This is a genomic window from Hydrogenophaga sp., assembly GCF_031426985.1.
Classification (GTDB): Bacteria; Pseudomonadota; Gammaproteobacteria; order Burkholderiales; family Burkholderiaceae_C; genus Hydrogenophaga.
The window spans coordinates 60,871-69,453 of the sequence record NZ_JASJOY010000149.1 but is presented as its reverse complement, the minus strand read 5'-3'; the positions used below and the strand labels follow the sequence as shown (position 1 = coordinate 69,453).

Sequence of the window (8,583 nt, the reverse complement as noted above, 5' to 3'; positions counted from 1 at the left end):
CGCGCGGTCTACAGCTTCTGCATGTGCCCGGGCGGCACGGTGGTGGCCGCCACCAGCGAACCCGGCCGCGTGGTCACCAACGGCATGAGCCAGTACTCGCGCAACGAACGCAACGCCAACGCCGGCGTGGTGGTCGGCATCGACCTGGCTGACTACCCGCAGAGCTTTCCGCAAGACGCACCGCTGTGGACCGCCGCCTTCGGCGAGGCCGACGGTGCGCGTTACGCCGCCCAGGCCCAGGCCCTGGCCGCGCAGGGGCAGACCCACCCGCTGGCTGGCATCGTGCTGCAGCGCCAGCTCGAAGCCCGCGCCTACACCCTGGGCGGCGGCACCTACGAGGCGCCTGGCCAGCTGGTGGGCGACTTCGTGGCCGGTCAGCCGTCCCGTGCACTGGGCGAGGTGCAGCCCTCGTACAAACCAGGCGTGAAGCTGGGCGACCTGGCCCCGGCCCTGCCGGCCTACGCCATTGAAGCGATGCGCGAAGCGATTCCCGCCTTCGGCCGCAAGATCAAGGGCTACGACATGCGCGACGCGGTGCTCACCGGCGTGGAGACCCGCACCAGTTCGCCGCTGCGCATCACGCGCGGCGCGGACTTCCAGAGCCTGAACACGCGCGGCCTGTTCCCGGCCGGCGAAGGCGCGGGCTATGCGGGCGGCATTCTCTCGGCGGGGGTGGACGGCATCAAGGTGGCCGAGGCCGTGGCGCGCGATGTGCTGGACCTGGCCAGCGACGCGAGCGGCCAGCACGCCCCGCCCGACCTGCGCTGACGGCGGCCGGCGTGGCCGATCGGGCGGTCGGCTGTGCGATAGCGCACACCCCGCCGCGACCGCACGAAGTTTTACATTTGCTGCACCATGGCTTGACAGTCGGCCGGCATGCTGAAGGCTCCTCAACACCGGAGCTTTCCATGAAAACCCCGAAGACCCTCGCCCTCCTGCCCGTGATGACCGGCCTGCTCGCCCTGGCCGGCACGGGCCTCGCACAGGCCCAGGACGAACAGGGCCGCGTCATCAGCAGCACCCCGGTGGTGCAACAGGTGGCGGTGCCACGCCAGGTGTGCAGCGACCAGACCGTCACCGTGCCGGGCCAGAAGTCCGGCGCCGGCGCGCTGATCGGCGGCATCGCCGGCGGCGCGATGGGCAACGCCATCGGCAACGGCAGCGGCCGTGCGCTGGCCACCGTCATCGGCCTCATGGGCGGCGCCATCGTGGGCGACCGCATCGAAGGCGGCAGCCAGCCCCACACCAAGACCGTGCAGCAGTGCGGCACGCAGACCTTCTACGAAAACCGCACCGTGGCCTACGACGTGACCTACGAATACGCCGGCCGCCAGTACCGCACGCAGATGCCGCAGGACCCCGGCCGCTTCGTGCGCCTGAGCGTCACCCCCGTGGAAGCCGCGCCGCCCCCGCCGGTGCGGTACGTGCCGCAACCCCGGGTGGAATACGTGCCCACCGCGCCGGTGGTCACGCGCATCCAGGTCGGCACCACCTACGTGCCGGCGCCACGCGTGGTCTACATCAACGACCGCTACCCCGCCCACCGCTGGGAGCACCGTCATGATCGGCGTGACGATCGCCACGACCGTCGGGATGACCGCTGGGACAACCGCGACGATGACCGTGGCGGCGACAAGTGGGTCCGCCACTGATCACCCCCTGAAATGAAAGAAGCGCCCCGCGGGGCGCTTCTTTTTTTGGGAAACTCTTCAGCCCTCATGCATCCGGAGCGCGTGTCTGCGTCCAGGATGCGGCGGAACTGGCTCTGCCAGGCCGCACGCATCGCCCCCTTGGGGGGGTGACGCGACGCGGCGCGGGGGGATCAAAGCTTCTGCAGTGCTTCGATGCGCTCTTCCATCGGCGGGTGGGTCGAGAACAGCTTGCCCAGCCCGCCGGCAATGCCCATGGCCGCCATGGTCTTGGGCAGCTCGCCCGGGGTCAGGCCACCCAGGCGGGCCAGGGCGTTGATCATGGGCTGCTTGCGGCCCATCAGTTGCGCGGCGCCCGCGTCGGCACGGAATTCGCGCTGGCGGCTGAACCAGGCCACGATGATGGCGGCCACGAAACCGAGCACGATGTCCAGCACGACGGTGGTGATCATGTAGCCGATGCCGGGGCCGCTGCGGTCGTCCCCCTTGCGCAGGAAGCTGTCCACCGCGTAGCCGATCACGCGGCTGAGGAACACCACAAAGGTGTTCATCACGCCCTGGATCAGCGTCATGGTGACCATGTCGCCGTTGGCCACGTGGGCCACCTCGTGGCCGATCACGGCCTCGACCTCTTCTTTGGTCATGCTCTGCAGCAGGCCGGTGGACACCGCCACCAGGGCGCTGTTCTTGAAGGCGCCGGTGGCGAAGGCGTTGGGCGCGCCGTCGTAAATGGCCACCTCGGGCATGCCGATGCCGGCCTTGTCGGCGAACTTGCGCACGGTGTCCACGATCCAGGCTTCGTCGGCGTTGCGCGGCTGTTCGATCACCTGCGCGCCGGTGCTCATCTTGGCCATGGTCTTGCTCATCAGCAGCGAGATGGTGGCGCCGCCGAAACCCATGACCAGCGAGAAGCCGGCCAGCGCCGTCATGTTCAAGCCGTTGGCCGTGAGGTAGCGGTCCACACCGAGCAGGCGGGTGGTGACCATCAGCACCGCCATCACGGCGAAGTTGGTCAGCACAAATAAAAGAATGCGTTTCATGAGATCTCCTGTGGGGTGAAGGTGCCTGGCAGACTGTGCGCGTTTACACGTTCAATGCGCACCGGCGGTTCCGTCGAGACACGCGAACGCCGCCATGGTAACGGGAACAATATGGGCTTGTCTTTCGAAAAAACAAGAGCATTCCTGCACACGGATCAGACCTGCGGCAGCAGGTAGCGGCGTTCCCAGGCGCTGATTTCGCTGAGATAGTGGTCGTGCTCCAGCGCCTTGACCGCCAGGTAACCGCGCACGAAGCGCTCGCCCAGCAGGCGCGGCGCGTGGGCACTCGCCGCCGTTTGTGCATGGGCCGTGTCAAAAGTTCGCGGCAGGCCCCGCGCCTGGTCGTAGCCGTTGCCCTCCAGCGGCGCCGTGGGCTGCAGGCGCTCCTGCATGCCCGCCAGCCCGGCGGCCAGCGTGGCGGCCATCGCCAGGTAGGGGTTGGCGTCGGCGCCGGCCAGGCGGTTTTCCACCCGGCGCGCGGCCGGCGCGCCGCTGACCGGCACGCGCAGGCCGGCGGTGCGGTTGTCGTAACCCCACTGCACATTGGTCGGCGCCTGGCTGCCGGCCACGTAGCGGCGGTAGCTGTTGACGGTGGGGGCGTAGATGAGCATCAGGTCGGGCGTGTAGGTCTGCAGGCCACCGATGTAGTGAAAGAAAGCCTCGCTGGCCGAGCCGTCGGCGTTGCTGAACACGTTGCGGCCCTGCGCGTCCACCACGCTCTGGTGCAGGTGCATGGAACTGCCGGCCTGCCCGGCGATGGGCTTGGCCATGAAGACGGCGTTCAGCCCGTGCTGCAGCGCGATCTCGCGCGCAGCGGTCTTGAACAGAAAAGCCTGGTCGGCCACCGCCACCGGGTCGCCGTGTTGCAGGTTGATTTCGTACTGGTTCTCGCCCACCTCGTGCAGCCAGGTGTCGGCGCGGATGCCCAGGCCGTCGATGGCGGCGTGGAAGGCGTCCCAGAACGGCGCCAGTTCGTTGAGCGCGTTCAGGCTGAAGGCGGACTGGCCGACCTCGGGCCGGCCACCTTTGCCCGTGGGCGAGTCCAGCGGCTGCGTCGGGTCGGTCATGGCGGCCGTCAGGTAGAACTCGATCTCGGGCGCCACCACCGGCTGCAGCCCCTGGGCGGCATAACGCGCGACCACGTTCTTCAGCACCGAGCGCGGCGCGAACTCGCACAAGCTGCCGTCCATTTCAACCGCATCGTGCACCGCCAGGTAACGCGGCACGCTGGCCCAGGGCGAGCGCTTGAGCGTGGCCAGATCGGGCACCAGGCGCACGTCCGGGTCGCTGTCGGGGAACACCGGGTCGTAGCTGTACGCGCCCGTCACGCACTGCATGGGAATGGCCTGGCAGATGCGCAGTTCGGTGCCGGCCGCGAAGCTGGCCGCGGGCATGAGCTTGCCGCGCGGGTAACCGGTGACGTCGGCGAACAGGCATTCGACGTCGCGCACGCCGGTCTCGCGGAAGTGCGCGGCGAGCGTGGCGCGGTCCGCGTCCTGCAACAGGTTGAGGTGAGACCAGGAAGGTGAAACGGGCAAGGTCATGGGTTGTCCAGCAAAACAAACAGAGGCGCCTTCGCCCGACAGCGCCACGCGCCTCAGGCCGGCACGCGCGGGGGGCGAAACACGCCGGCATCGGCGTAAAAAGCGGGATCTTCGTTGGCCGGCCACCAGCCCGGCACGCCCAGCACCGGCAGCGGCGTGAAGGGCTTGCTCGCCAGCTCGGCGGCCGTCAGGCGTGCGGCCAGCCAGCCGTCCCAGGCGGTCAGGTCGGCGCCCAAGGCCAGCGGCACCGGCGCACGGTAGACATGGCCGGTGATGGACTTGTAGGGCGCGACCAGCTTCTCGGTCAGCGCATGGCCGAACAGCACCAGCCGGGCCTGCGCCCACAGGGGCCGCAGCTCGACGAAGAGCCGGGACCACTCGCGCGCCAGCAGGGCGTCCCACAGTTCGTCGGGCGCCTGCAGCAGCACGGCGTTTTCGTCGAACAGCGTGATCGCGTCGCGCACCGGCCCGCGCACCTGCCCCACGCCGGCCTTGGCGATTTCGGCCGCCTGCAGGCGGTTGAGCAGGCGCTTGGTGGCCGGGAACCGCGCCCACACCAGCCCGTTGAAGAAGTCGTGCAGGCCATCGCGCGTGGGCACGCCGCCGGTGTCGAAGATGAACTGCTCATAGGCCATGCCCTCGGGCAGCTCGGCCTGCGGCACAAAGCGCGGGCCGGCGGCGTCGATGCGCTGCGTCAGCGCCTGCGGCAGCGGCACGCCCTGCTCGCACGCCGCGCGCACCGCCGCGCCGTCGTCAGCGAAAGGGGCGTTCCAGAGCTGCGCCCAGTCGGGTGCGGGCCAGGTGGTCGGGCCATCGGCCGGAACGCAGCACATCGCCGTTCAGACCACCAGCTTCCAGGGCAGCGCTTCGCCCGAGCGCAGCGGCTTGAGCTCGGCTTCGCCGAAGGCAAAGCTTGCCGGTGGGGTCCAGCTTTCGCGCTGGAGGGTGATGGTGCCGGTGTTGCGCGGCAGGCCGTAGAAGGCCGGGCCGTGGAAGCTGGCGAAGGCTTCGAGCTTGTCGAGCGCGCCCGCGGCGTCGAAGGCCTCGGCGTACATCTCGATCGCGGCGTGGGCGGTGTAGCAGCCGGCGCAGCCGGTGGCGTGTTCCTTCAGGTGCGCCGGGTGCGGCGCGCTGTCGGTGCCCAGGAAGAACTTGGCGTTGCCGCCGGTGGCCGCGGCCACCAGGGCCTGGCGGTGGGTTTCGCGCTTCAGGACCGGCAGGCAGTAGTAGTGCGGGCGGATGCCGCCGGTGAAGATGGCGTTGCGGTTGTAGAGCAGGTGGTGGGCGGTGATGGTCGCGCCCAGGTTGGCGCCGGCCTCGGCCACGTACTGCGCCGCTTCCTTCGTCGTGATGTGCTCCATCACGATCTTCAGGCCCGGGAAGTCCTTGCGCAGGGGTTCAAGCTGCTGCTCGATGAAGACGGCCTCTCGGTCGAACAGGTCGATGTCCGGCGACGTGACTTCGCCGTGCACCAGCAGCAGCACGCCGGCTTTCTGCATGGCTTCCAGCGTTTGGTAGGTCTTGCGGATGTCGGTCACGCCCGCGTCGCTGTTGGTGGTGGCGCCGGCCGGGTAGAGCTTGACGGCGACCACGCCGGCGTCTTTGGCGCGGGCGATCTCGTCGGCCGGCAGGTTGTCGGTCAGGTACAGCGTCATCAGCGGCTCGAAGGCCACGCCCGCCGGCACGGCGGCGCGGATGCGCTCGGCGTAGGCCAGGGCCTGGGCCGCGGTGGTCACCGGCGGCTTGAGGTTGGGCATGATGATCGCGCGGCCGAACTGGGCTGCGGTGTGCGGCACCACGGTGCGCAGGGCGTCGCCGTCGCGCACGTGCAGGTGCCAGTCGTCGGGGCGGGTGAGGGTCAGGGTGTCGTGGCTCATGGCATCGGTTCCTAGGGTCGCCCGAATTGTCCCATGGCCCCCGGGCTCGTCGGCCGGCCTGCGGCGCTTCAGGCTGGGGCGTGGGCCGCCAGCAGACACTGCAGGAAGGTCTGCGTCAGGCGCGAGGTCGACGAGGGGCCGCGCGTCACCGCGACGAAGTCCACCACATAGCCCACGTCCGCCGGGCCCAGGCGCCGCATCTCGCCCTGGGCCTCGAACAGCGCCGCGTAATGCTCGGGCAGGAAGCCCACGTAGCGGCCCGAACGCACCAGCAGCGCGACCGCCTCCTGGTCGTTGACCACGGCGCTGCGCTTGAGCCCGAAGCGGCGCGTCACCTCCATGTTGGGGGAATGGAAGGCCAGCCCGGCGAACTCCACAGCGCGGAGGTCGTCCAGCCCCACCCGCGCGCGCCCGAACAGCGGGTGCTCCCGCCCGCCGTACAGGCGCATCTGCTCGGGGAACAGCGGCGCGTAGTTCAGGCTTTGCGAACGCCGGTGGTCGGGCACGATGGCCAGCTGCAGCTGACCGTCGATCACCGCGGGTTCGAGCACATTGATCGCCCCCACCGTCAGGTCCAGCCGCACCTGCGGCGCCCGCTCGCGAAAGGCGCGGATGGCGCGGTCGATGCGCGCGGCGGGGTTGGTCACGGTCTTGTCGAACAGCCCCAGGCGCAGCGTGCCGGTGAGCTCGCCGTGCATCTGGCCGACGTGGGTGCGGAAGGACTCCAGCGCATCAAGCAGTTGCAGGGTGTCGGCGTGCACCCGCCGGCCCTCGTCGGTCAACGCGAAGCCGCCGCGCCCGCGCCGGCACAACACCAGCCCCAGGCGCTGCTCCAGGTCCTTCACGTGGCGGCTGATGGTGGAGCGGCCGATGTTGAGCTCCAGTTCGGCCGCCGCCATGCCACCGCAGTCGACCACCGCCTTGAACACCTTGAGCAGCCGGATGTCGGTGTCACCCACCTGCCCCAGCCAGGCCTTGGGATGCGCCATGCTTCACCGCCTATGTTTCATTAATATGAAACTGTATGGTGCCACGTTGCAGTTGAAGGAATTCGACACCGGTCCCAGAATCGCTGCTCCTGCAGCTGACCGCGGCTGCTTTTTCCCCTACCGGAACCCCACCATGGACATGACCGACCTGCACGCCACCGCTGGCCTGACCGCTGCCCAGCTCGACGCCCACTGGATGCCCTTCTCGGGCAACCGCCAGTTCAAGGCCGACCCGCGCCTGATCGTCGCGGGCGAAGGCGTGCACCTGATCGATGCCCAGGGCCGCCGCATCTTCGACGGGCTCTCGGGCCTGTGGACCTGCGGCCTGGGCCACTGCCGCAGCGAGATCGCCCAGGCGATCGCGCAGCAGGCCGCGACGCTGGACTACTCGCCCGCCTTCCAGTTCGGCCACCCGGCCGCGTTCCAGCTGGCCGAGAAGATCGTGCAGCACATGCCCGCCGGCCTGGACCGGGTGTTCTTCACTGGCTCCGGCTCGGAGTCGGCCGACACCGCGCTCAAGATGGCCCGGGCCTACTGGCGCCTCAAGGGCCAGGCCAGCAAGACCCGCTTCATCGGCCGCGAAAAGGGCTACCACGGCGTCAACTTCGGCGGCATCTCGGTCGGAGGCATCGGCGGCAACCGCAAGACCTTCGGCCAGGGCGTCGAAGCCGACCACCTGCCGCACACCCAGCCGCCGGCCGGTTCGTTCATCAAGGGCATGCCGGCCGAAGGCGGCGAGGCGCTGGCCAACCGCCTGCTGGACCTGATCGCGCTGCACGACGCCAGCAACATCGCCGCCGTCATCGTCGAACCCTTCTCGGGTTCGGCCGGCGTGGTGATTCCGCCCGTGGGCTACCTGAAGCGCCTGCGCGAGATCTGCACGCAGAACCACATCCTGCTGATCTTCGACGAGGTCATCACCGGCTTCGGCCGCTGCGGCGCCTGGACCGGTGCCGAGGCCTTCGGCGTGACGCCCGACATCCTGAACTTCGCCAAGCAGGTCACCAACGGCGCGGTGCCGCTGGGCGGCGTGGTCGCCACCTCGGAGATCTACAACACCTTCATGGCCGTGGGCGGCCCCGACTACCTGGTCGAGTTCGCCCACGGCTACACCTATTCGGCCCACCCGCTGGGCTGCGCCGCCGGCCTGGCGACGCTGGACCTGCTGGAGCGCGACAACGTGCCGCAGATGGTGCGGGATCTGGCGCCCAAGTTCGAAGCCGCGGTGCACAGCCTGCGCGGCGCGAAGCACGTGGTCGACATCCGCAACTACGGCCTGGCGGCCGGGCTGTCGATCGCGCACGCCCCGGGCGAACCGGCCAGGCGCCCCTACGAGGTGGCGATGCGCTGCTGGAAACAGGGCTTCTACGTGCGCTACGGCGCCGACACGATCCAGCTGGCGCCGCCGTTCACCGCGACGGCCGCGCAGATCGACGCCCTGGTCAACGCGCTGGGCGAGGCTCTGGCCGCGACGGACTGACGAG

General features: G+C 69.6%; 8 protein-coding genes. 3 read left to right on the top strand and 5 right to left on the bottom strand.

From position 1 onward, the window contains the following. On the top strand, nucleotides 1-768 hold a 768-nt coding region (locus RMP09_RS16570; RefSeq protein ID WP_409559745.1), incomplete at its 5' end, for an NAD(P)/FAD-dependent oxidoreductase. A 140-nt stretch (nucleotides 769-908) separates the two neighbouring features. After that, nucleotides 909-1,652 (top strand): glycine zipper 2TM domain-containing protein, encoded by a 744-nt coding sequence (locus tag RMP09_RS16565; RefSeq protein ID WP_310567089.1) that lies wholly within the window; start codon nucleotides 909-911, stop codon nucleotides 1,650-1,652. Nucleotides 1,653-1,822: 170 nt separating this feature from the next. Here RMP09_RS16565 and htpX read toward each other — a convergent pair whose 3' ends face one another. From htpX to RMP09_RS16540, 5 genes are all read right to left on the bottom strand, one after another. After that, nucleotides 1,823-2,689, bottom strand: coding sequence for a protease HtpX (htpX, locus tag RMP09_RS16560; protein ID WP_310567088.1), 867 nt, complete (start codon nucleotides 2,687-2,689; stop codon nucleotides 1,823-1,825). A gap of 155 nt (nucleotides 2,690-2,844) precedes the next feature. Continuing rightward, the gene (locus RMP09_RS16555; protein WP_310567087.1) at nucleotides 2,845-4,233 is read right to left on the bottom strand and encodes a glutamine synthetase family protein; all 1,389 of its coding nucleotides are present in this window, start codon (nucleotides 4,231-4,233) and stop codon (nucleotides 2,845-2,847) included. A gap of 53 nt (nucleotides 4,234-4,286) precedes the next feature. Continuing rightward, nucleotides 4,287-5,066, bottom strand: a complete 780-nt coding sequence (locus RMP09_RS16550; protein ID WP_310567086.1) for a DUF3025 domain-containing protein — start codon at nucleotides 5,064-5,066, stop codon at nucleotides 4,287-4,289. A gap of 6 nt (nucleotides 5,067-5,072) precedes the next feature. Further along, the gene (gene pyrC, locus RMP09_RS16545; protein WP_310567085.1) at nucleotides 5,073-6,110 is read right to left on the bottom strand and encodes a dihydroorotase; all 1,038 of its coding nucleotides are present in this window, start codon (nucleotides 6,108-6,110) and stop codon (nucleotides 5,073-5,075) included. 68 nt (nucleotides 6,111-6,178) lie between these two features. Further along, nucleotides 6,179-7,099 (bottom strand): LysR family transcriptional regulator, encoded by a 921-nt coding sequence (locus tag RMP09_RS16540; protein WP_310567084.1) that lies wholly within the window; start codon nucleotides 7,097-7,099, stop codon nucleotides 6,179-6,181. A 133-nt stretch (nucleotides 7,100-7,232) separates the two neighbouring features. Here RMP09_RS16540 and RMP09_RS16535 point away from each other — a divergent pair, with 133 nt between their 5' ends. Continuing rightward, nucleotides 7,233-8,579 (top strand): aspartate aminotransferase family protein, encoded by a 1,347-nt coding sequence (locus RMP09_RS16535; RefSeq protein ID WP_310567083.1) that lies wholly within the window; start codon nucleotides 7,233-7,235, stop codon nucleotides 8,577-8,579. The last annotated feature ends 4 nt before the right edge of the window (nucleotides 8,580-8,583 follow it).